The sequence below is a fragment of the Reichenbachiella faecimaris genome (assembly GCF_900176375.1).
Classification (GTDB): domain Bacteria; phylum Bacteroidota; class Bacteroidia; order Cytophagales; family Cyclobacteriaceae; genus Reichenbachiella; species Reichenbachiella faecimaris.
On the sequence record NZ_FWYF01000003.1, the window covers coordinates 43,657 to 66,413 of the forward strand.

The following is a 22,757-nucleotide window of genomic DNA, read 5'->3' on the forward strand; positions in this document are numbered from 1 at the left end:
TATATTCATGGCCTGATCAAAAAAGGAAATTCATGTCAGAAATAACCGAACCTGATATAGTTTTAGTAGAAGACAATCCCAATGATGCTGAGATCACCATTCGCTCTTTAAAAAAGCACCATTTGGCTAACAAACTCGTGTGGCTGAAGGACGGCGTAGAAGCATTAGACTTTTTATTGGCCAGAGGTGAATATGCCAGTAGAAACATAAATGATCTGCCTAGAGTGATCTTTCTCGACTTGAAATTACCAAAAGTAGATGGCATGGAGGTCCTGGCGGAAATCAGAAATAATGAGGTTATAAAAAAAATACCTGTAGTTGTATTGACTTCATCCAAAGAAGAACAAGACGTAGTCAGAACCTATGACCTCGGCGTAAATAGCTATATTGTGAAGCCCGTTGAATTTGAAAATTTTGCCAAAGCAATAGCTGATGTTGGATTTTACTGGCTGGTGACAAATACAAGTCCTGCTACCTAATTGAATTTTGAAAGACGCTAAGTTAAATATACTCATACTTGAAGATGTAGCTGAAGATGCCGAATTGGCACTCTATGAGCTCAAACGTGCGGGATTTCAATACGAATTTCATCGTGTCGACAATTTGAAAGATTTTAAGTTCAAACTTTTTGATTTCTTGCCTCACGTAGTATTGTCCGACTACAATCTGCCAACATGCAGTGCCATAGATGCCTTCGAGTTGGTCAAAGAAATTAATTTGCCCTTCATTATAGTATCGGGTATCATAGGAGAAGAGAACGCTGTGGAGGCTCTCAAACTAGGAGTCACGGATTTAGTATCTAAGGATAGCCTGTCTCGTTTGCCAATCGTGGTTGAGAGAGCGCTCAACGAGCAGAAAGTAACCCGTGAAAAAAAATCAGCCGAGCATGAACTGATTTTGAATAAGGAACGATTGGAGCTTGCACTGGAAGGAACTGATCTTGGAATTTGGGATTTGGACTTTATGTCCAATGCGATAGTCTATAACAATAAGAGCCTTGAAATTTTAGGGTTTGATGCCGAGGATGCTATTCAGGATTTCAAGTATTTCCAAAAATACGACACAGACGAACAACAGTACGTCATTGATGCCATGAACGAGCATATTGCTGGTAAGGCCCCATTTTTTGATCAGGAGTTTTATGTCAGAAACAAAACAGGTGCAGTAAAATGGGTACTGGCCAGAGGGAAAATCATTAGAAGGTCACTTAAAGGAGAGCCACTCAGAGCATCAGGTACCTTGCTCGACATTAGTGAGAAAAAAGTTTACGAAGAGCAGCTTCGCAAAAATCAGTCGATATTAGAAAATGCAGAGTCTGTGGCGCATGTTGGGAGTTACGAATGGAATGCTAAGGGCAACACTTTTGTGGTTTCAGCAGAGTTCAGGAGAATATTCGAACTGGAAGATGATACAGAGGTATCTGTCTTTCGACTCATTAGGGAGACCATGCATGAGCAAGACAAACCTTACTTCAAAGAAATGTTGGCAGGGCAGAAGGACTTCTTTGATATAGAGCATAGAATTGTACTGCCAGATGATATGACCAAAATCGTAAGAAACACTGGCAATATTACTTCACGCACAAATGGCAGAATCTCTTCAGTGTTGGGGGTGGTTCAGGATATTACTGAGCAGAGGGAAATTAGCAAGTCTATTTTTAATGCCCAGCAATTTGAGCGCAGCAGAATGGCCAGAGATATTCATGACGGTATTGGCCAGATGCTGGTAGCAGCTAAATTTAAGTTATCTTCACTAGAAGCGGATTCAGAGGAAGAACTGACTCGAAAGAAAGACGACGTGGAGGATTTATTGGCGACCACTATTGAAGAAGTCAGAAGAGTCTCACGAAATTTGTCGAATCGTCATTTGGAGGAGTTTGGTTTAAGTAAGACGATGCACTATCTGATGGAAGAGATAGAGAACATGGGCGAATTTGAGGTGGATTATATCATTGACATTCCTGACGATTATGACATGGAACTGTCGAATACTATTTATAGAATTGCCCAGGAGGCCATCAGTAATATTGTAAAATACGCCAAAGCTGAACATGTATCCGTTCGAATCGAGCCTGTAGACAAAAACATTGTTCTTGAGATAAAAGACGATGGAATTGGCTTTGATTCAGAAATTAAATGGAATGGTATAAAAAATATGAAAGAAAGAACATCTTTGCAAAACGGACATTTTGAGATAACTTCAGTTCCCAAAAAAGGAACGGTAGTAAAATCTTGGTTCCCAATAAACAATTAAACCGCCATGTCAAAAATATCTATACTCGTTGTTGATGATCACTCTTTAGTAAGAGAAGGGGTTATCACGATGCTTTCAATATATGATGATTTCACCATTATAGGAGAAGCCGAAAGCGGTGAGGAAGCACTCCAGAAAATTAGTGAACAAGCACCTGATGTCGTTTTGCTGGATATCAATATGCCCGGGATGAATGGCATAGAGACTGCCAAGCGTATTGGTGCAGAACATGAAGGGGTAAGAATCATAATCCTATCTATGGAAGTTACTCAAGATCACATTTCAGAGGCCATCAAGGCAGGAGTAGCAGGATACCTGGCTAAGGATACCAAAAAGGATATTTTGGCGGAAGCCATTCGAAAAGTGATGCAAGGCGAACAGTACTTTGGCCAGAAAATCTCGCAAGTCATATTCAAAGGATTCTACAATCAGAGCAAGGGAGAGCGTGTAGCCAACGAAAACAAAGATCTAAGTAAGCGTGAAGTGGAAGTACTGCGTCAAATTGCTTCGGGACTTTCAAATCGCGAAATTGCAGACAAGCTGTTTATCAGTATTCGGACTGTAGACGCCCATAGAAATCATATCATGCAGAAGCTTGGATTGAAGAGTACAGCCCAATTGGTAAAGTATGCAATCCGTGAAAAAATCATAGAACTCGATTAATTTCCATTAGAATCTTCAAATCAAATAGGTAATTCTCCTAATCATACGAAAAACACTTAAATCCCCACTAGGGGATTTTGTATTTTAAGTGTGTCAGTGTGAAATATTTTCATGATTTATCCTTCAATGCATTCTTTGAATAGTACAATATACAGGACTAAAATTAGGCTCTTATGGCTTTTGTAATGTTTAATACTCCTAAAAATCTAATTACGCAAAACCTCTATTTTTTCTGAACGACATCTGGTCTACTTTTGAATTGTAGTTAATCGTTAAGGCTTTTAGCTACCGTTTATTTGACCAGTTTTCAATCTAAACGCAAAAGCTATGAAAGGATATTTTATAAGATCGTCACGTGTGACACCTTCTATATACTTCAACCCCACAAAAGGGATTTTTGATATGAGAGGGAAGTCAAGTCCAGAAAACCCACTGGCGTTTTATAATTATGTTCTGGAAAGCTTAGACAGCTACGCCGAAAGTGGCACAGCTAAGATGACAGCCAACTTGGCATTTGAATATTTCAATACAAGTTCTTCTAAGTGTTTATACATTTTTATGAAGAAGCTGTCTAAGATTGATGAAATGGGCAAAAAAGTAATAATCAACTGGTACTTCGAAGATGGAGACGAAGACATGAAAGAGGCAGGAGAGGATTTGTGCAGTTTCTTCGACATGGAATTCAACTTCATGGAAATACCAGAGATCAAAGTACTTGGAGAAGAAAAACAGTCAGCTTAATGACTTAAAGATAATGGGATAATACAGGTGGATTAAAAGGGTTGCTCTAGTGGCAGCCTTTTTTTATGCCCTTTCTGGTCTGATCCCTAATTTTAAATCTAATGTCTTGACTCTAATGTCTTGATTCATATATTTGCTGCACAACGGAATATACATGCTGCAGGCTACGAACATCGTTAAATCTTATGGAGAACTTCAAGTACTCAAGGGCATAGACCTAAGAGTAGAAACAGGTGAAGTAGTATCAGTTGTAGGAGCCTCTGGTGCTGGTAAAAGCACCTTACTACAGATTCTAGGCACACTCGATCAGCCAGATGGTGGCACAGTAGAGATCAATGGTCAAAACGTGTTCAAACTGAATTCCAAGTCACTAGCCTCTTTCCGAAACCAAGAAATCGGGTTTGTATTTCAATTTCATAATCTGTTGCCCGAGTTCACCCTATTTGAAAACATTTGCATTCCCGCCTATATCAATGGAAAGAATGGCAAAGCATTAGCAGATTACGCCAGCCAGCTGATGAAGCTCCTGCACATTGAGCATCGTCGCGATCACAAGCCCTCGGAATTATCTGGGGGAGAATTACAAAGAGGGGCAGTCGCACGAGCCTTGATAAACAAGCCTTCTTTGATTTTTGCTGATGAGCCAAGTGGTAATCTAGATTCAGTAAATGCTGACGAATTGCACCATTTATTCTTTCAGTTGCAAAAGGAGCTCAATCAGACTTTTATCATTGTCACCCATAATCAGGATCTTGCCGAAATGACTGATCGTAAGATTGTGATTCAGGACGGGCGAATTTTAGGCTAAAACCCACCGACTATGAATTTTTCCAAAGGGGTGCAGTTTATGATCATCTCTACCTTCACTTTTGCCCTGATGAAAGTCTGTGTGAAAATGATTTCGCACATTCCGGCCATTGAAATTATTTTTTTCCGATCCATTATCTCAATTGTACTTTGTGCCTTTTTCTTTATCAAGGACAAAATCAACCCATGGGGTTCGAATAAAAAAATATTGATCCTCAGAGGAGTAGTAGGATCTATTGCCCTCGCCTCTTATTTTTATATACTTCAGCAAATTCCACTGGCTGCTGCAGCCAGTATGCAGTATATGGCACCAATTTTTACAGCCATACTCGGAGTTTTTATTGTCAAGGAGCATGTGAGCGGCAAGCAATATTTTTACTTCTTGATTTCCTTTTTAGGAATCATCGTCATTCAAGGATTTGACGCCAGGATATCAATGATCCATTTAATTATTGGAATTGGAGGGGCAATATTTACTGGGCTGGCCTACAATTGTATCCGAATACTCAAAAATTCAGAGCATCCGCTAGTGATCATATTCTATTTCCCCTTGGTGTCCTTGCCTTTGGCAGGAGCCATTTCATTTTTCAACTGGATAAATCCCGTGGGCTGGGATTGGATGTATTTATTATTGGTAGGGATCTTTACCCAAATCGCTCAATATTTCATGACCCGTTCTTATCAGGCAGAAGAACTATCTAAAGTTTCGATTATCAACTACATGGGGATCATTTATTCATTGGCCTTTGGCTTCATTATCTTCGGAGAAACCTACGAATGGTTGAGTTATATAGGAATGGCCTTGGTGATCATTGGAATTATTCTCAATCTCAGGTATAAGAAGGCTTGATCATTTTTGAGTAATTCTTAATTTTGAATCCGAAATTTTAAGTCTTGACTCTTTTATCTTGATTCTTGGCTCAATTTTTTTTAAAATATTGAATTCGTCAGATTATGTCAGGACATAGTAAGTGGTCTACCATCAAGCGAAAGAAAGGTGCTGCAGATGCCAAACGAGGCAAGATATTTTCGCGCTTCAGTAAGGAAATCACAGTAGCAGTGAAAGAAGGTGGCAGTGGAGACCCTGAAGGCAATCCTCGTTTGCGTATGGCCATACAAAATGCCAAAGGTGCAAACATGCCCAAGGACAACATAGAGCGTGCGATTAAAAAAGGAACAGGTGGAGATGCCAGCTCATATATTGAGCAGACTTTCGAGGGGTATGCCCCTTCTGGTGTGGCAGTATTTGTAGAGTGTCTAACTGATAATCAAAACAGAACAGTGCAAGAAGTTCGAGCAGCCTTCACTAAAAATGAAGGGAGCTTAGGTACCAATGGTTCCTTGGAATTTATCTTCGAAAGAAAGGGAGTTTTCACTTTGCCGGTAAAGGAAGGAATGCAAGTTGAAGAATTGGAGTTGGAGCTAATCGACGGCGGTGCTGATGAATTTATAGTAGAGGGAGATTACCTGACTGTGATGTGCGTTCTCGAAGATTTTGGAAACCTCAATAAAAAGTTTGAAGAGCTCGGAATCGAACTTGAAAATGCCGAACTCCAGCGTATCCCTAACAATACCAAAGCCGTAAATGATGAAGAGTTTCAAAAAGTAATGAAGCTTATCGATACCCTCGAAGACAACGACGACGTGCAGCAAGTCTGGCACAATCTCGAAGTGGGTGACGGCCAGGAGGAGTTGTTGGCCTAGTATTAGTAGTTTTTTAAGAGTTGAGGTCTATCTGCTTCAAATAAACCAGAATCGTTAATCTTGAATTTTTGAAAATATAATCTTTCTGCTACGTCATAATATTTGATCGTGAAAGTGGCTCCATTTAAATTTCTCATTTCCTTAAAGGATTTTTTACTGCTTATTACTCCATTTAATTTTTCATCTTTCATAAATGACCGCTCCCAGAATGGCAGTTGAATTGGTTGAAAATCATCGCTTTCAAACGCTTTGTATCGACAGTTCGCACGAATCAGGGTAAGCTCAATTGATAATTGATTAATATGATGGTTTTTAGGATCAGAGCTCAACCTCCATTCTGGTAGTATACTTATTCGTTGCATCTCTGTATTTTCCATTCTTTGTGTTTCTAAATGCTCTACCGTTTTTTGGTGTGCATCTGCAGATTTTTGAAGCTCTGTTCTGGTTAAGCGTAAGTCTTCTCTTTGGAGGTGTATTGTATATATAAAGGCTGCAAAAGCTAGTCCAGAGAAGAGAGTGTTCAATGCTCCATATTTATCTCCAAATTGGCCAGATATTGCCGGGTCTGGATAGAAATAATTGATCCCAAAATGGTAACAGAACCATATTAATGTAATCAACAGACCCCAGATAATAAATGGTCGCCATGTGGTCGCTTTGTTCGTGTTTTCACTACTCATAATAAGGAAGAATTGAAATCAAAGCATAAGATACTTAATTCTGGTTTTTGTGAGGAATAGGATTTACACAAAAAAACCCCGACTAAAAGCCGAGGTTTCAATTTCATTAAGCTCTAATGCCCTTGTTGGTGTTGTCACCAATAAGTCATATTATCCAATCTTAGCGATCAAGTCAGCCGCTCTGTTAGAGTATCCAGCTTCGTTGTCGTACCAAGACGCTACTTTCACCATCTTGCCGTTCACAGAAGTGATGCCAGCATCGAAGATAGAAGAGTGAGGGTCACCTACGATATCTGAAGATACAATAGGGTCTTCAGTGTATTTCAAGATGCCTTTCATTGGCCCTTCAGCGGCAGCTTTCATGGCAGCATTTACCTCCTCTACAGTTACTTCTCTTTTCAAAGTAGCTACCAAGTCAGTGATAGAACCAGTAGGTGTAGGCACTCTCATAGAGTTGCCATCCAATTTGCCGTTCAATTCTGGCAATACCAATCCTACAGCTTTAGCAGCTCCAGTAGAAGTAGGTACCATGTTGATCGCAGCAGCTCTAGATCTTCTCAAGTCAGCATGAGGGCCATCTTGCAAGTTTTGATCAGCCGTGTAAGCATGGATCGTAGTGATAAATCCTTGCTCTAAACCAAAGCTGTCGTGCAATACCTTAGCGATAGGCGCTAGACAGTTAGTAGTACAAGAAGCGTTAGACATGATCGTCTCATCGCCAGTCAAAATATCGTCATTTACACCCAATACTACAGTTGGGATGTTACCTTTTGCGGGAGCAGAAATAACCACCTTCTTAGCGCCTGCAGTCAAGTGTTGGCTAGCGCCAGCTTCGTCTACGAATCTACCAGTAGATTCCAAAACCACGTCAATACCCAAAGACTTCCATGGTAAATCCGCAGGAACTCTCTCAGCTGTGATGCTGATTTTTTTTCCATTTACAACGATTCCATCAGCAGCAGCTTCAACTGTCCCGTCGAATTTACCCTGAGTAGAATCATACTTCAATAAGTGTGCTAACGTCTTAGTATCAGTCAGGTCGTTGATCGCAACGACTTCCACATTTTCCTTTTTCAATAATGCTTTGAACGCAAGTCTTCCGATTCGTCCAAATCCGTTGATAGCAACTTTAATCATTGATTAATAATTTAGTGTGTGTTAAAAATTTTGGCAAAACTAATAGGTTGAACGACTAATTCAAATATTTGGTTCGTAAAGAAACCAACTGTTATTTGGATGTTTGCTAATTTATCAACAGAAAATATCAAGATATCATAATATTTATAGACTTTCGTTGAATTGATCGCAAAAAATGCCATAGAAACCGGCGTAAACTGGTTCCATTCGAAAAATTGGAAGGTTTATAAATTTCAGAAAGAAATGTGGCAAGCTTTTTTCGATTTACCCAATGGCCTGCTCAATGCCCCTACTGGAAGCGGAAAAACCTTCGCGCTATGGATTCCTGCAGCCATGAATGCTCATGCGGCGAGATCACAGAAAAAGAGACTCAAGGTGATTTGGCTCACTCCTTTGAAAGCTTTGGCTAATGATATTAAGCTGGCGCTAGAAGAGTTTAGTTACGACAATAAATTAGGATTAAATATTGCCATCCGTACAGGCGAGACATCAGCTGCGGAGCGTAAGAAAATAACGGACGCTGCTCCCGACGCGCTCATTATTACTCCAGAGAGCTTGCACCTCATGCTAAGCCAAAAAAATGCTCCAAATTATTTCAGTAATCTACAATGTGTGATTGTAGATGAATGGCATGAATTGTTGGGTACCAAACGAGGAGTTCAAGTGGAGTTGGCCTTGTCAAAGCTAAGAGCATGGTCAGATGTTGAATTAAAAACCTGGGGGATATCCGCCACTGTTGGCAATATGGACGAGGCACTAGCAACTCTCACAGGCCCAAGTCAGAAAGGCCAGATTATTCGTGCTAACATTCAGAAAAAGATTAATATCAAATCTGTAATCCCCAAAAAAATAGAAAACTACCCATGGGCGGGTCATTTAGGCATTCGTCTAATGAAGGAGGTGATGGATATTGTGAAACAAAACAATACCACCCTACTCTTCACAAATACGCGTTCACAAACTGAAATTTGGTATCAAGGGATTATGGATAAGTATCCTGAGATGATTGGCATCATGGCCATGCATCATGGCTCTATTGATAATGATATCAGAAGGTGGGTGGAGGATGCGCTCAATGCTGGAAAACTGAAGTTAGTAATTTGTACCTCAAGCCTGGATTTGGGCGTAGATTTTCGCCCGGTAGATATGGTCATTCAGGTGGGTAGCCCTAAGGGCGTCTCCAGGTTTTTCCAAAGAGCAGGAAGGAGTGGTCATGGGCCTGGGGAAACCAGTCAAATGCGATTTGTGCCTACTCACGCTTTAGAACTTATGGAAGCAGCCGCACTGCGATCAGCCATTGATGATGACTTGTATGAACCAAGAAAGCCACTGACCAATTGCATTGACGTATTGGTGCAATATCTAGTCACTTTGGCTGTTGGAGATGGCTTTTTTCCAGACGAAGTGTATCACGAAGTGCAATCCACTCACTGCTACAAAGAGCTGACAATAGAGCAATGGCAATGGTGCCTTACTTTTATCACTACAGGAGGAGAGAGCTTGTCTCAATATGAAGAGTTTTCTAAAGTGGAAATACTGAATGGCGTGTACAAAGTCAACCGCCAACGAACTGCCATGAGACATCGCCTAAGTATGGGGACGATTGTGGGAGATCCTTCACTCAAAGTACGGTTCCTCACAGGGGGGTATGTAGGCACAGTAGAGGAAAGTTTAATCTCTCGATTGAATGCTGGAGATGTGTTTTGGTTTGCCGGGCAAGCACTTGAGTTTGTGAGAATCAAAGACCTGACAGTCATTGTAAAAAAGGGGAGAAACAAAAAGGGAATCGTGCCAAGATGGGGAGGAGGACGAATTCCTTTGTCTTCTCAACTGTCTAGGTTGTTACGTCAAAAATTTGAGTTAGCCGCACAGGGGACTTATGAATCTGTAGAGATGAAAAGGCTCAGACCACTACTAGACTTGCAAGCCAGGCTTTCTATTATACCAGATAGCCAAACACTGTTGATTGAAAAAACACAAACCAAAGAAGGATATCATGTATTTGTATTTCCTTTTGAGGGAAGAGCTGTGCATGAGGTACTTGCAGGTGTGGTAGCCTTTAGAATGGCGCAGTCTCAGCCCATTACTTTTTCCATTTCCATGAATGATTATGGGTTTGAGTTGCTGTCTGATCAGGAAATTCCAATAGAAGATGCATTAGAGCAAGACTTATTCACGGTCAAGGATATTTTCTTTGATATTACCTCTTCCATCAACCAATCCGAAATGGCTCGAAGGAGATTTAGAGATATTGCTACGATCTCTGGTTTGGTTTTTCAAGGTCATCCAGGTCAACCAGTAAGAGGTAAGCATCTGCAAATGAATTCTGGAATCATTTACAAGGCATTGGCAGATTATGATCCTGATAATTTGTTGTTGAAACAGGCCGAAGAAGAAGTCTTGTCACTACAGCTTGAGCAGGAACGGTTCCTGGAATCCATGGGGCGTATCAACCAACAAAAAATAAAACTGATTCGAACAACGCAACCTACTCCTTTTTCATTTCCTATATTAGTAGACGGTATGAGAGAGCGTATAAGTTCAGAAAGTCTCAGTGAGCGCATCGCCAAGATGCAGGTGAATATGGAGTGATCATGTATTTAGGTCATCTCGTAGTGCAACGAAGAGATCTCCTGAGCGACAGGCAGATCTGCTAGAAACTGATAAGATTTCTTCGCTATCGCTCCGAAATGACACTTAACTTTAAAGAATTGAATGTAAGAAAAATGAAACCAATGCTAATAATTTCAACCTTACTCTTTTTTGTACTTCACGCGACTTCTGCCCAAGATCCCATCATTGGCCAGTGGAAAACCATAGATGATGAAACTGGAAAACCTAGATCTGTTGTGGAGATTTATAAAAAAGGAGACATGTACTATGGCAAAGTAGTAGATATGTTTCTCGAACCACACGAAGACCCAGACCCAGTCTGTGATGATTGTGACGAAGACGATCCCAGATACATGCAAAAAACCATGGGTATGGAAATATTGAAAGGAGCAAAAAAAGAGGGGGATGAATATGTGGATGGGAAAATTCTAGATCCAGAAAATGGCAAAGTATATAGTTGTAAACTTTGGATGGAAGATGGGCAACTAAAATTAAGAGGATACATAGCGTTTTTCTATCGGACTCAGACTTGGTTAAAGTATGAATGAAAGGCTGTTAACCCATTACAATAATTTATGGGAAAGTGCTAGATCGCAGTTTGTGAATGGTAAATGCAAAGTTGATCCCTTGATAGATGATCATCATGATCAGAGACGTGGAATTACGTTGTTGGCAAGGCCAGATCAAACGATCATTGACAAAATATCAGATTTACAGAATAACCTAAAGCACATAGAGCCCGAACAATATTTTCAACCGATTTCAGATTTGCATCTGACAGTACTTTCTATCATCTCTTGTTATGCTGGATTTGATCTGAGTCAAATTAAAACAGAGAGTTATAAGAAAATAGTTAGCGAGTGTTTAACCAAATCAATCACCATAAGGTGTCAAGGAATTACCGCAAGCCCTTCAGGTGTTTTAATTCAGGGCTTCCCAGAAGGAAATGAACTTGAAACATTAAGAGAAGGGCTTAGGGATAGCTTCAAAAGCGCTGATCTCCCCCACTCAATTGATAGTCGCTATAGAATTAGTACTGCCCACCTAACGATTATGCGATTCAGAAAACCAATGGTTAACCCAAAGAAATTTGTAGGGTTGCTAGAAAAATTCCAACATCATTTTTTTGGCAAGATGAAGATCGGTGAATTGCACTTGGTTTTCAATGACTGGTACCAGCGCACTGAAATCGTAAAAGATCTGGCTACTTTTGAGCTTTATTGAGTGGTGACATTTCATGAAGCATTTCAAGACATTTATCCAAAACCAAACTTTCTACTTATTACCTGAAAAGGTAATTTTCTGGGAAGAACAAAAAGCTTTGATTTTATCAGATCTCCATATTGGAAAAGCCAGCCACTTTCGAAAAGCAGGGGTGCCGATTTCTTCGTATATTCACATCAAAGAGTTTTTTGTCTTGGATGCAATTATAGAAGACCTAAAACCGAGTCAGATTCTTTTTGTAGGGGATCTTTTTCATAGTGAGCATAACCAGGAATGGGAATTGTTTTATAACTGGGCTCATCATTACGCAAACATTGAACTGATCTTAATCAAGGGGAATCACGACATTTTACCAAAGACTCTATACCAAAATTCAAGACTGAAAGTAGTCGACCAACTTCTCATTGATCACATAGAATTTACGCATGAGCGAAAAGTAAAATCTGATAGCTACAATATCTCTGGCCATATCCATCCAGCCGTGTCACTGATAGGTTCAGGCAAGCAGTCTTTGAAGTTGCCATGTTTTCTTTTTAGAGAGGATCATGCTTTTCTCCCAGCTTTTGGTCACTTCACGGGCATGTCGAAAATCAAACCCTCAAAAAAAGATAATATCTTTGTGGTAGCAGAAAACGAGATTATTCACGTTAGTTAATTGGACAATTTGTCGTAAATCAGCTATATTGAAAGACTGAAGACAAATTTCTACCTGCAAGGGTTACAATTAGTTACATTATCGTATTTAAACTAGAGCGAGAGCTTTTCATCATGAAAGATCATGAAGTGTTAGAGCGGGTGAGTAGAGGTGACGAGGAAGCATTGGACTACCTGTACAAAAAACATTACAAAATGATGACACGTATTGTGTTGAACAATAACGGGTCTGAGGATGAGGCGAAAGATGTTTTTCAGGATGCGCTCTTGGTATTTTGGCAGAAGGCCGTTTCTGGTAAACTGGTGTTGACATCAAAGATTAGCACATACATTTACAGTATTTGTTTAAATCTGTGGAGGAAGGAGTTGGATCGAAAGAGCCGACATTCTTCGGAGGAAGTCGAGCAGAGTATTTATCAGGATTATGAAAAGAATGAGAGAATTAAAATTATAACCGATTGTATTAATCAATTGGGAGACACCTGTAGAAGAATACTAACCTACCACTACTTCGATGGATTGTCCATGACAGATATTGCAGACAAATTAAATTTTGCAAATACTGATACGGCTAAAACAAAGAAGTATAAATGTAAAAAGAAGCTTGACCTGATGGTTAAGCGAAATTATTCTTCACAAGATGTATTAGATTAAGAAAAATGGGAATTAATAAATACAGCAGTCAACTAGAAGCATACTTCAGCGGCGCCATGTCGGAAACTGACCGTATCCTGTTTGAAGGAAGAGTCGAAAGCAACCCTGAGCTAAAATCTGAATTTGATAGACAAAATGATATCGTAGAAGGGCTTAAGACACACAGAAGAGCTGAGCTAAAAACTAGACTCAATAATATTTCCGTAGAGCCAACCTTGATAGGGACCTTAATGCAAGGTTCAGTGATGAAATCTTTGACTTATGGTTTGACGGCAGTGATGGTAGCTACTGGTGGTTATTTCTTTTACAATAAAGAAGCAGCCATCCAATATCATATTGAGACCTTAGATGCTAAAACTGAATATGCGCTAAACTCTGCATTGAACCCATATACATTCAATCAGCTAGATTATAGATTTGAAGGCAATCTTCAAATGTTGGACTATGTAGAAACTCGTCCAGTCATGAACAAAAGAAATGTTGCAGAGGGAGCACCAAAACAAAGTATCGCCTTTGAGGTGCCTGAAGTAACACCCTCACATGAGGAAGCATTTGATGGCATGGCAGTTGATTTCAGTGCTGTGGATCGTATTGATCAAGTATCTGGTATATCAGAAGTAGATAAAGTCAATATCCAAACGATCAATTCTAGGAGGTACAATTTCCATTATCGTCTGGAAGACAACCGTTTATTCCTTTACGGAAAATTCAATGAGTCTCCTTATGAGATCATTGAAATCAGTACACCAGGGAATAAGAAGTTGTTTTTCTACTATCATGGGGATTTCTTTCAATTGAGAAAAAATGCTTCATCTATCACACCACTTTCTAAAATTGAAAATAGAGAGTTGATCCATGAGTTAGACGCATTGAAAAGCAGAGGATAGTCACTTCCTGATTATTTTATTTCCTCCACCCAACTATTTTCAGTAATTGAACTATTTTTGACCATAGGCTTATGGCAAAAGACAAGAAGTTTAGAAAAAAGAAGAAGCTGGGAAGTTATCCCTTCATCAGTGTGGTATTTAGCGTAACGCTCGCTCTGTTTGTTATGGGGCTTTTTGGTTTGATGCTGATGATGACTAAAAATCTTACGACCATCATTCAGGAGAATGTGGAGATGCAGGTTTTTCTAAATAAAAACTTGAGTCAAAATGAAATTACTAAAATTGTCAAAACACTTTCATCAAAAGATTATGTAATCAAAAAAGAAGGTGTAGCTCAGATATCACATATCACTAAGGAAGAAGCCGCGAAGGAATTTTACGAAGAAACGGGCGAAGATTTTGTTGAATTTCTTGGAGACAATCCACTTAAGGATGTTGTGGTTATTAAAATAAGCCCTGCTTTTCATGAGTCTCAAAATCTGGTAGAGATAAAAAAGGAAATCGGATTTATTAGAGGTGTACACGAAGTCACCTACATAGAAAGTCTGGTGAGTAGTATCCGAGAGAATGTAAAGAAAGTGAGTTTTGTGCTTGTAGGCTTTTCTGTCATTCTACTAGTTGTTGTGGTGATACTGATCAACAATACCATCAAACTTGCACTTTTTTCTCAGCGATTTTTAATTCGAAGTATGCAGCTTGTAGGAGCCACAACTCACTTTATTCGAAAGCCGTTTTTACTTCGTGCTTCACTATTCGGATTTGTAGCTGCATTGATAGCTATTGGTTTGCTGGCTTCATTAATGAGATACCTCAATACTGAAGTAGAAGGCCTGTTGGAATTGCTTCAACTCGAGCAACTGGTTGTGCTAGCCACAGGAATAGTATTGGTCGGAATATTTGTAGGTTTTATGAGTACATTTGCGGCCATCAGGAAGTACATGAAAATGTCTCTGGACGAACTATATTAGATTATGAGCGACAAGAATAAATTAGCCTTTCAAAAAATTAACTACCAGATCATGCTTGCCGGAGTAGCGGTTTTGATTCTTGGGTTTATCATTATGAGCTTAGATGGAGAGCCTTATGGTTTCGGTTTTTTAGGACTGACTTTAGGGCCACTAGTGGTACTTTTGGGTTTTGCTATTGAGTTTGTAGCTATACTATACAAGCCAAAAGAAAAATAAATGACTTTTATTGAAGCTCTGATCCTTGGTATTATTCAAGGATTGACAGAATTCCTCCCAGTGAGCAGTAGTGGACACTTGGAGCTAGGTACCTATTTTTTGGGTGTTCAATCTGAAGACAATCTCCTTTTTTCAATCATTCTACATGGCGCTACGGCATGTAGTACTGTGGTGATTTTCAGAAAAGATATCTTTGAGATATTCAAAGGCATTTTCAAGTTTGAGTGGAATGAATCCACGAAATTTGCTACTATGATTGTTTTGTCAATGATACCAGTAGGGATAGTAGGAGTTTTCTTTGAGGATCAGATAGAATCCCTTTTTGGTGGAAACATTCTATTGGTGGGTATGATGTTGCTGATCACAGCCGCCCTTCTAGCCTTCACTTATTTCAGTAAAAAGAATGAAGGGTCGATCACCTTTAAGAACTCAATTATTATTGGGCTTGCACAAGCTATTGCTATTATGCCTGGGATTTCGCGTTCGGGCTCTACGATTTCCACAGCCTTACTCCTTGGTGTAAACAAAGAAAAGGCCGCACGTTTTTCTTTCTTGATGGTGTTGCCTCCTATTTTGGGCGCCATGCTGTTGAAAACTAAAGATTTTTTAGAAAACCCAGAGATCGCTTCGAATATTTCAGGTATGAATTTGTCAGTTGGATTTCTGGCCGCTTTTTTATCAGGCTTACTCGCTTGCCAGTGGATGATAACCATTGTAAAAAAGGGTAAGCTGATCTATTTTTCCATTTATTGCGGGATAGTTGGGCTGCTTGCAGTAGCTGGAGGCTTGCTATGGTAGAGCCCATCCTTATATCGGATATGGACTTCGAAAAGGGGGAAGTTTTTCTAGTAGACAAACCTCTGGAGTGGACCTCTTTTGATGTAGTAAAGAAAATCAGAGGAAGACTAAAAATCAAGAAAGTAGGGCACGCTGGAACCTTAGACCCACTGGCTACAGGTTTACTTATCGTTTGTGCAGGTAAAGCCACCAAAAAAATCAACGAATATCAGGATTTAGGCAAAACCTATACGGGAAAAATGGTGTTGGGAAAAACTACGCCTTCTGTGGATTTAGAAACTGAATTCGATAGTGACAAGCCTTGCAATCACATTACCCCAGAACAAGTCACAGAAGCTGCTGCCAAATGGACTGGTGATATTGTACAAATCCCACCTATTTATAGTGCCATTAAGGTAGATGGAGAGAGAGCTTATAAAGCAGCCAGACGAAAAGAAGAGGTTAAGCTCAAACCTAGACCTGTTCAAGTACCTGTTTTCGAAGTAGATGCAAGCAACTTACCAGAAGTAAGTTTCAAAATTCAATGTTCGAAAGGAACGTATATAAGAAGTTTAGTAAGAGATGTAGGAGAAGAATTGGGCTGTGGGGCATACATGTCAGAATTGCGAAGAACGGCTATTGGCGATTTTCAAGTAGATGACGCATTTGTATTAGAAGATTTTATTTCCCGATTGCAAAGAGATTAGATTTGCGCTCATAATTACACTCCATGGTCATCATTGAAGGACACCAAGCCATTCCCAATATTCAAAACGCTATTGTTACCAGTGGTACTTTTGATGGTGTGCACTTTGGTCATCAGAAGATTCTGAAGAAGATCGTAAAAACTGCTAGGGAACTAAATGGTAAAAGTGTTGTCCTCACTTTTTGGCCCCATCCTAGGTTTGTGCTTTTTCCAGAAGAAAAGACGCTTAAACTTTTGTCTACATTTAAAGAAAAGGCTCAATTGCTTGAAGCTGTAGGTATTGACTATTTGATCAAAGTAGAATTTACCAGAGCGTTTTCACAATTGTCTTCTGAAACGTTCATTCAAAATATGTTGGTTGAACAATTGAAAACTAAAAAACTGATCATAGGCTACGATCATCGTTTTGGAAAGAATCGATCAGGAAGTTTTGAGTATTTGAAGGAAAACAGCGAGCGTTTCGGGTTTGAAGTAGAAGAAATCCCGCGTCAGGATATTGATGATGTAGGCGTGAGTAGCACCAAAATTCGCCAAGCATTATTCCATGGCGAAGTAGATTTGGCTGCCGGGTTTCTTGGAAGACTTTATAGTATTCAGGGGACAGTGGTTGAAGGAAAGAAGATTGGTAGTAAGCTGGGATTCCCTACGGCTAATATTAGTGTGGCAGAGGAATTTAAGTTGATCCCCAAAGACGGGGCGTATGCGGTACGAGCGGAAGTAGGTGGTCATTGGTATAAAGCCATGCTTAATGTAGGTATTCGCCCGACAGTAGATGGTTTGAATCGTGTGATCGAAACACATATATTTGATTTCGACCAACAGATATATGACCAACCTATACAAATCGAATTTGTAAAGCATCTTCGCGATGAGAAAAAATTTGATTCTTTAGATGACCTCAAAGCACAACTTAAAAAGGATAAAGTGTCAGCCTTGACACTTCTGGAAGAATATTGATCTACTTGTTGTAAGATTGATTAGAGTGAAAGCCTCAAAAACCTTAAGTTTGTAGAGAAGGTGTTAGTTAAGAGTTATTGAATTAATAAGGCGACTTTCTGACGGCTGTTGGAAGCGTCCTCAGCAATCAGCTTTCCCAATAACTTATTAGCGAATAACCAATAACCCAATAAATTAACTACAACTTACTGCTATGAACAAAATTGTAGCTGATGCTCAAGCCGCCATTGAAGGTATCGAACATGGTATGACACTTATGCTTGGGGGCTTTGGCCTTTGTGGCATTCCCGAAAACTGCATCTCAGCCCTGAATGAAAAAGGTATTTCCAATCTAACATGTATCTCCAATAATGCTGGAGTAGATGATTTTGGTTTGGGATTGCTGCTTCAGAAAAAACAAATCAAAAAAATGATTTCTTCTTATGTGGGAGAGAACGATGAATTTGAGCGGCAGATGCTGAGCGGAGAACTCGAAGTGGATTTGATTCCTCAAGGTTCGTTGGCCGAACGTTGCCGTGCCGGTGGTGCAGGTATTCCTGCTTTTTTCACGCCTGCAGGGTTTGGTACAGAGGTAGCTGAAGGTAAAGAGGTAAGAGAGTTCAACGGCAAACCTCATATACTTGAATCAGCACTCACTGCAGATTTTGCTATCGTCAAAGCTTGGAAAGGTGATAGAAATGGAAACTTGATTTACAAAGGGACAGCTAGAAATTTTAATCCTCCTATGGCCATGGCGGGACGAATTACTATTGCTGAAGTAGATGAACTGGTAGAGCCAGGAGAATTGGATCCAAACTTTATTCATACCCCTGGTATTTTTGTTCAAAGAATTTTCCAAGGCAAGAATTATGAAAAGCGAATCGAACAGCGAACCGTGCGTTCAAGAAACTAAACTCCCTTCCCAAAGAATAAATATAATGTTAGACAAGACAGGAATAGCTAAAAGAATAGCACAAGAACTACAAAATGGTTGGTACGTCAACCTGGGCATTGGAATTCCGACATTAGTAGCCAATTATATCCCAGAAGGAATTGAGGTAGAATTTCAATCCGAAAATGGGATACTTGGTATGGGCCCGTTTCCTTATGAAGGAGAAGAAGATGCAGATATGATCAATGCCGGAAAGCAAACAGTTACCCTTCTGAAGGGTGCATCCATTTTTGATTCCTCTACCAGTTTTGCCATGATTAGAGGCCAGCACGTCCAACTGACAGTTTTGGGTGCTATGGAGGTTTCCGAAAATGGCGACATTGCCAACTGGAAAATACCTGGCCGTATGGTGAAAGGTATGGGAGGAGCCATGGATCTGGTAGCATCCGCGGAAAATATCATCGTGGCCATGATGCACACCAATAAGGCAGGAGAATCCAAGATATTGAAAAAATGCACGTTGCCATTGACAGGTGTTGGATGCGTCAAAAAAATTGTGACCAATATGGCTGTTTTGGACGTCACTCCTGATGGATTCCAATTGATAGAACGCGCACCTGGCGTTTCTGTTGAAGAAATTCAAAAAGCCACAGAAGGGACTTTAATTATAGAAGGAGAAATTCCAGAAATGAGAATATGATCTTCTCCAAAGGTTTAGACCTTTGAAAAAGATTTATGACAAGAGCAGGAAGGCTTTCATGTCCTCCTGCTTTTTTGTTTCTTTGCAGCGCTTAATTGTTCCTTTTTTGAGGCGGATAAGATCTCTCCCACAGGTCGAGATGACAAGCGAGCACTCAAAATAGTTGTCATTTCGACGAAAACGATCCGCCGAAGCGGAAAATTCTATACATCATATAAAATGAAAAAATCAAAGATCAATATTGAGGTCACACTCGACGAGCAAAATATACCAGAAGACATTCAATGGTCAGCTGAAGATGCTGGAGCCGAGAAGCAAAAAACCAAGTCAATTTCTATTGGAATTTGGGATGAAAAGAAGAGAGATACACTCATGCTCGATCTTTGGACCAAGGACATGAATGTGGACGAAATGAAACAATTTCACATCAACCTTTTGGGCAGCTCAGCAAGCACGCTTTTGTCGGCTACTGGTGACGAGTTTATGTCGTCCGAAATTTCCAATCTATGTGAAAAATTAGTGCAATATCTGAGTGAAAAGTAGTATGCATGCATAATTTTTATTGAAAATCACTATTAGGTGCTTAATCAAGGCTGATTTTATATTTTTTTCTTTAATATTAGAGACCCGAATCTGTTTTTTGGGGCTTAATGATCAGCAAAACACTTAATAATGATTAATATGAGTAAACTTTTTACTAAGCGATTTTATCTGAGTTTAGCACTCGTAGCACTGATGACTTTTGGTGCGCAGGCGCAAACCAGTATATCAGGAAGTGTTGTGGATAGCAACACTAAGGATCCCTTACTAGGGGTTAGTATTCTAGTCAAGGGAAAAGTAGTAGGTACCATCTCGGATACCGACGGTAACTTCTCACTCAATGTTTCTTCTGCACCTCCACTCACACTTATCTTTTCGATGGTGGGTTACAGTGCCACGGAAATAGAAATTAGTGATGCGAGTGTCCAAGGACTTGAAGTGAATCTAGAAGAATCTTCTATTATGGGACAAGAGGTAGTAGTATCTGCTTCCAGAGTAGAAGAGTCGGTGATGCAGTCACCAGTTTCCATTGAAAAAATGGACGTCCTAGCCATAAAAAACACACCTTCAGTCAATTTCTATGATGCCTTGCAAGGCTTTAAAGGAGTAGACATGAGTGCACAGAGTTTGACCTTCAAATCTGTGAACGCCAGAGGGTTTGGAGCAAATGGTAATACGCGATTTGTACAATTGATAGATGGGATAGACAATCAAGCACCAGGCCTGAACTTTGCTGTGGGTAACATAGTAGGTATTAACGACTTGGATCTAGAAAGTGCTGAAATGATTCCTGGAGCAGCTTCTGCGCTTTATGGGCCCAATGCATTAAATGGTATTTTATTACTTAACAGTAAAAGTCCATTTGACTATCAGGGATTGAGTGCTTATGCAAAAGTAGGCGTGAACCATGTAGATGGAGAAGATGATGACCCTGCCATATACAACGACTATGGGATCAGATATGCCAAAGCCTTCAATAATAAGTTAGCTTTTAAAGTCACAGCTTCATATATAGGCGCACAGGACTTTAGAGGAGTAGATTCCAGAGACCAAAGCTCTACAACAAATGGTGTAGAACATGGTGGTTCAGTAGAGACTACTGGTAGAACAAGAGCCAATAATAGAACTTATGATGGCGTAAACACTTATGGAGACTTTGGATATAATCTAGGTCTCGTCCCCCTTGCGGGTACGCCTTTAGAGGCAGTGCCTACCTTGATACCATCTGGCTCAGATGGAGCATTTACACCTACTGGATTTGCAGAATCTTCTTATGTAGATAACACTACAGAGAGTATCAAATTGGGTGGTGCACTGCACTACAGGGTTACTGATAATATGGAAGTATTTGGGCAGTTCAACTGGGGCTCAGGTAGTACGGTTTATACTGCCAATGATAGATTTGTATTGGATAACTTCTCCATCTGGACGGCCAAGTTAGAATTGAGGGGATCTAATTTTTATTTAAGAGGTTATACCACACACGAAGATTCGGGTGATACCTATGCGGCAAATACATTAGCATCATTGATGAATAGAAATTATATACCTGACTATGTCACGGGATTTGGAGGTGCGAGAGTCGCTGGTAATGACATTGAAAACTCACATGCCATTGCACGTGCTTATGCTGATAACCTTCAGCAGAATTATGCGCCTGGAACTCAACGGTGGGATGAAGAAACCAAAGTATTGAGAGAGACTTCAATTTTCGAAGGGGGAGCTAAGTTTAAGGATGCTTCAAGTATGAATCATTTTGAAGGAAGTTATAATTTTTCAGATATGATCGACTTTGCTGAAGTGATTGTAGGTGGTAACTATAGACAGTACAACTTGGAATCAGAGGGAACTTTGTTTGCACTCAATGATGACGGCAGTGAGCAATCATTTTCAGAATTTGGTGGGTATGCACAGATTTCAAAGGCCTTCTTAGAAGATCGATTGAAAGTGCAGGCATCTGGCCGATATGACAAGAATGAAAATTTTGATGGACAGTTTTCTCCTAGAGTGTCTGTAGTAGGTACTGTTGCGGGAAACCACAATTTCCGCGGGTCATTCCAGAAAGGTTTTAGAATTCCTACCACTCAGGATCAATTCATTGATTTGGACGTGCAAACCAGAAGACTGATTGGTAGTAACCAATTGTTGGTTGACAGATACAACTTTAGGACTAATACGGTTTACACAGAAGCGAGTATCGCAGCGGCAAGAACAGCAGCAGCGGGTGGTGACGCAAATGCAAGAGATTTATTAGTTACTCCAGATAAAGTCAATGATGAATTCAAAACTGAGAAAATCAAAACTTTTGAAATTGGCTACAGAGGTCTATTCTTAGAAGACCGTTTGATGATTGATGCTTATTACTATCACAGTACTTATCAAGACTTTATTGCAGAAATTACTTTCGGTCAGGCAGTGGATGCTTCCGATGGAACCAACGCAGACGGATTTGATCCGGCACCTGGATTCGATCCAGACTCTGATGCGGGTCAAGATGCCATTATTGGCAATGCAGTACCTGGCGGAAGAATCCAGAATTATGGATTTGATACCAATGCAGATGGCGACATCAAGTCACATGGCTGGGGTCTGCAAGCTGATTATTCACTTGGCAGAGGCTATACGGCCAGTGGAAACGTGGCCTACAATGAACTATTGGATGATGATGATTTGGTAGCTCAAGGTTTCAGATCATCTTATAACACTCCAAAATATAGATTCAACCTTTCTTTGGCCAATAGAAACGTAGTGGAAAACTTTGGCTTTAGCTTAGCATATAGATGGCAGCAGGCCTTCTTCTGGGATTCATCATTTGGTCAGGGTGTTGTGCCAGCTTTTGGGACTTTAGATGCACAGGTGAGTTACAAGATTCCAAGTATCAAATCAATCGTGAAAGTTGGAGGTAGCAATGTGCTCAATGAGAGATATACTACTTCTTTTGGAAATCCAAGAATGGGTGCGATTTATTATGTATCTATCACATTTGATGAATTCTTAAACTAATA

The 22,757-nt window shown here is 40.0% G+C and carries 24 protein-coding genes; 22 read left to right on the forward strand and 2 right to left on the reverse strand.

Translation table 11 applies throughout. From position 1 onward, the window contains the following. The first annotated feature begins 32 nt into the window (after positions 1 to 32). The 7 genes from B9A58_RS12735 to B9A58_RS12765 all read left to right on the forward strand — a co-directional run bounded on the left by B9A58_RS12735 (position 33) and on the right by B9A58_RS12765 (position 6,168). Positions 33 to 479, forward strand: a complete 447-nt coding sequence (locus B9A58_RS12735) for a response regulator (RefSeq protein WP_084373263.1) — start codon at positions 33 to 35, stop codon at positions 477 to 479. A gap of 7 nt (positions 480 to 486) precedes the next feature. Then, positions 487 to 2,253 (forward strand): hybrid sensor histidine kinase/response regulator, encoded by a 1,767-nt coding sequence (locus tag B9A58_RS12740; RefSeq protein WP_084373264.1) that lies wholly within the window; start codon positions 487 to 489, stop codon positions 2,251 to 2,253. Between the two features lie 6 nt (positions 2,254 to 2,259). Beyond that, a complete protein-coding gene (locus B9A58_RS12745) occupies positions 2,260 to 2,916 on the forward strand; it encodes a response regulator (protein ID WP_084373265.1) in 657 nt (218 codons plus the stop codon). Between the two features lie 327 nt (positions 2,917 to 3,243). After that, positions 3,244 to 3,657, forward strand: a complete 414-nt coding sequence (locus B9A58_RS12750; RefSeq protein WP_084373266.1) for a DUF1987 domain-containing protein — start codon at positions 3,244 to 3,246, stop codon at positions 3,655 to 3,657. Positions 3,658 to 3,811: 154 nt separating this feature from the next. Further along, a complete protein-coding gene (locus tag B9A58_RS12755; RefSeq protein WP_084373267.1) occupies positions 3,812 to 4,465 on the forward strand; it encodes an ABC transporter ATP-binding protein in 654 nt (217 codons plus the stop codon). A 12-nt stretch (positions 4,466 to 4,477) separates the two neighbouring features. Continuing rightward, the gene (locus B9A58_RS12760; protein ID WP_245827082.1) at positions 4,478 to 5,314 is read left to right on the forward strand and encodes a DMT family transporter; all 837 of its coding nucleotides are present in this window, start codon (positions 4,478 to 4,480) and stop codon (positions 5,312 to 5,314) included. A gap of 104 nt (positions 5,315 to 5,418) precedes the next feature. Continuing rightward, entirely contained in the window at positions 5,419 to 6,168 is a 750-nt protein-coding gene (locus tag B9A58_RS12765; RefSeq protein WP_084373268.1) for a YebC/PmpR family DNA-binding transcriptional regulator, read from the forward strand. 2 nt (positions 6,169 to 6,170) lie between these two features. Here the strand turns inward: B9A58_RS12765 and B9A58_RS12770 are convergent, their stop codons facing one another. After that, complete coding sequence (locus tag B9A58_RS12770; RefSeq protein WP_084373269.1) at positions 6,171 to 6,848, reverse strand: hypothetical protein; 678 nt, start codon at positions 6,846 to 6,848, stop codon at positions 6,171 to 6,173. A 150-nt stretch (positions 6,849 to 6,998) separates the two neighbouring features. Next, positions 6,999 to 7,985, reverse strand: a complete 987-nt coding sequence (gene gap / locus B9A58_RS12775; RefSeq protein WP_084373270.1) for a type I glyceraldehyde-3-phosphate dehydrogenase — start codon at positions 7,983 to 7,985, stop codon at positions 6,999 to 7,001. A 162-nt stretch (positions 7,986 to 8,147) separates the two neighbouring features. On the opposite strand from gap, the gene B9A58_RS12780 reads away from it, so the two are divergent. The 15 genes from B9A58_RS12780 (at position 8,148) to B9A58_RS12850 (ending at position 22,755) form a co-directional block, all read left to right on the forward strand. Further along, complete coding sequence (locus B9A58_RS12780; RefSeq protein WP_084373271.1) at positions 8,148 to 10,577, forward strand: ligase-associated DNA damage response DEXH box helicase; 2,430 nt, start codon at positions 8,148 to 8,150, stop codon at positions 10,575 to 10,577. Positions 10,578 to 10,720: 143 nt separating this feature from the next. Further along, entirely contained in the window at positions 10,721 to 11,146 is a 426-nt protein-coding gene (locus B9A58_RS12785) for a DUF2147 domain-containing protein (protein WP_245827084.1), read from the forward strand. Continuing rightward, entirely contained in the window at positions 11,139 to 11,822 is a 684-nt protein-coding gene (locus B9A58_RS12790; RefSeq protein ID WP_084373272.1) for a 2'-5' RNA ligase family protein, read from the forward strand. The genes B9A58_RS12785 and B9A58_RS12790 overlap by 8 nt, the downstream gene beginning before the upstream one ends. A gap of 13 nt (positions 11,823 to 11,835) precedes the next feature. Next, positions 11,836 to 12,477: a ligase-associated DNA damage response endonuclease PdeM gene (gene pdeM / locus B9A58_RS12795; protein ID WP_084373273.1), complete on the forward strand. Its 642-nt coding sequence runs from the start codon at positions 11,836 to 11,838 to the stop codon at positions 12,475 to 12,477. Between the two features lie 113 nt (positions 12,478 to 12,590). After that, positions 12,591 to 13,130, forward strand: a complete 540-nt coding sequence (locus B9A58_RS12800; RefSeq protein ID WP_084373274.1) for an RNA polymerase sigma factor — start codon at positions 12,591 to 12,593, stop codon at positions 13,128 to 13,130. A 5-nt stretch (positions 13,131 to 13,135) separates the two neighbouring features. Then, entirely contained in the window at positions 13,136 to 14,017 is an 882-nt protein-coding gene (locus B9A58_RS12805; RefSeq protein ID WP_084373275.1) for a hypothetical protein, read from the forward strand. A 71-nt stretch (positions 14,018 to 14,088) separates the two neighbouring features. Further along, positions 14,089 to 14,985, forward strand: a complete 897-nt coding sequence (locus tag B9A58_RS12810) for a cell division protein FtsX (protein WP_084373276.1) — start codon at positions 14,089 to 14,091, stop codon at positions 14,983 to 14,985. A gap of 3 nt (positions 14,986 to 14,988) precedes the next feature. After that, complete coding sequence (locus B9A58_RS12815; protein WP_084373277.1) at positions 14,989 to 15,201, forward strand: DUF3098 domain-containing protein; 213 nt, start codon at positions 14,989 to 14,991, stop codon at positions 15,199 to 15,201. Next, entirely contained in the window at positions 15,202 to 15,999 is a 798-nt protein-coding gene (locus B9A58_RS12820; RefSeq protein WP_084373278.1) for an undecaprenyl-diphosphate phosphatase, read from the forward strand. It abuts the gene before it with no gap. 20 nt (positions 16,000 to 16,019) lie between these two features. Next, positions 16,020 to 16,685, forward strand: a complete 666-nt coding sequence (gene truB / locus B9A58_RS12825) for a tRNA pseudouridine(55) synthase TruB (RefSeq protein WP_139793879.1) — start codon at positions 16,020 to 16,022, stop codon at positions 16,683 to 16,685. Between the two features lie 23 nt (positions 16,686 to 16,708). Beyond that, positions 16,709 to 17,641, forward strand: coding sequence for a bifunctional riboflavin kinase/FAD synthetase (locus B9A58_RS12830; protein WP_084373280.1), 933 nt, complete (start codon positions 16,709 to 16,711; stop codon positions 17,639 to 17,641). A 193-nt stretch (positions 17,642 to 17,834) separates the two neighbouring features. Next, entirely contained in the window at positions 17,835 to 18,533 is a 699-nt protein-coding gene (locus B9A58_RS12835) for a CoA transferase subunit A (RefSeq protein WP_084373281.1), read from the forward strand. A 25-nt stretch (positions 18,534 to 18,558) separates the two neighbouring features. Beyond that, complete coding sequence (locus tag B9A58_RS12840; RefSeq protein ID WP_084373282.1) at positions 18,559 to 19,212, forward strand: CoA transferase subunit B; 654 nt, start codon at positions 18,559 to 18,561, stop codon at positions 19,210 to 19,212. Between the two features lie 219 nt (positions 19,213 to 19,431). Continuing rightward, positions 19,432 to 19,755, forward strand: a complete 324-nt coding sequence (gene gldC, locus B9A58_RS12845) for a gliding motility protein GldC (protein WP_084373283.1) — start codon at positions 19,432 to 19,434, stop codon at positions 19,753 to 19,755. Between the two features lie 138 nt (positions 19,756 to 19,893). Further along, positions 19,894 to 22,755: a TonB-dependent receptor gene (locus tag B9A58_RS12850; protein ID WP_084373991.1), complete on the forward strand. Its 2,862-nt coding sequence runs from the start codon at positions 19,894 to 19,896 to the stop codon at positions 22,753 to 22,755. Positions 22,756 to 22,757: the final 2 nt, after the last annotated feature.